Source organism: Singulisphaera rosea (genome assembly GCF_054877945.1).
In genome coordinates this window covers 1-255 of record NZ_JBTYIP020000167.1, presented here as the reverse complement: position 1 = coordinate 255, position 255 = coordinate 1, and the positions used below count along the sequence as shown (strand labels likewise).

At 72.9% G+C, this 255-nt stretch carries 1 pseudogene; it reads right to left on the bottom strand.

Annotation, left to right across the window (positions count from 1 at the left end):
• Positions 1 to 255, bottom strand: a pseudogene (locus tag ACYOEI_RS41575) (hypothetical protein); the annotation flags it as partial.

The following is a 255-nucleotide window of genomic DNA, read 5'->3' as shown; positions in this document are numbered from 1 at the left end:
ACGGCCGCAACGACGGCCTCTCGGCCTCCCAACTCGCCTCGACCGACAGGCCGGTCGCCGGGCAGGTCCGCCGGGCCGCGTCGGCGAGGAGCGTCGCATCGGTCCAGCCCTGGAGCCCATCCAGGCCGTCGAAGGCGCGGCCCTGGATCTCCAGTCGCTTCCAGACGCCGACCCGCCGCTCCGTCTTGCCTTTCTGCTCCGGGGAGCGGACCTCGCAGGCGTCGACGTGGAACCCGAGCGTCCTGGCATAGACGC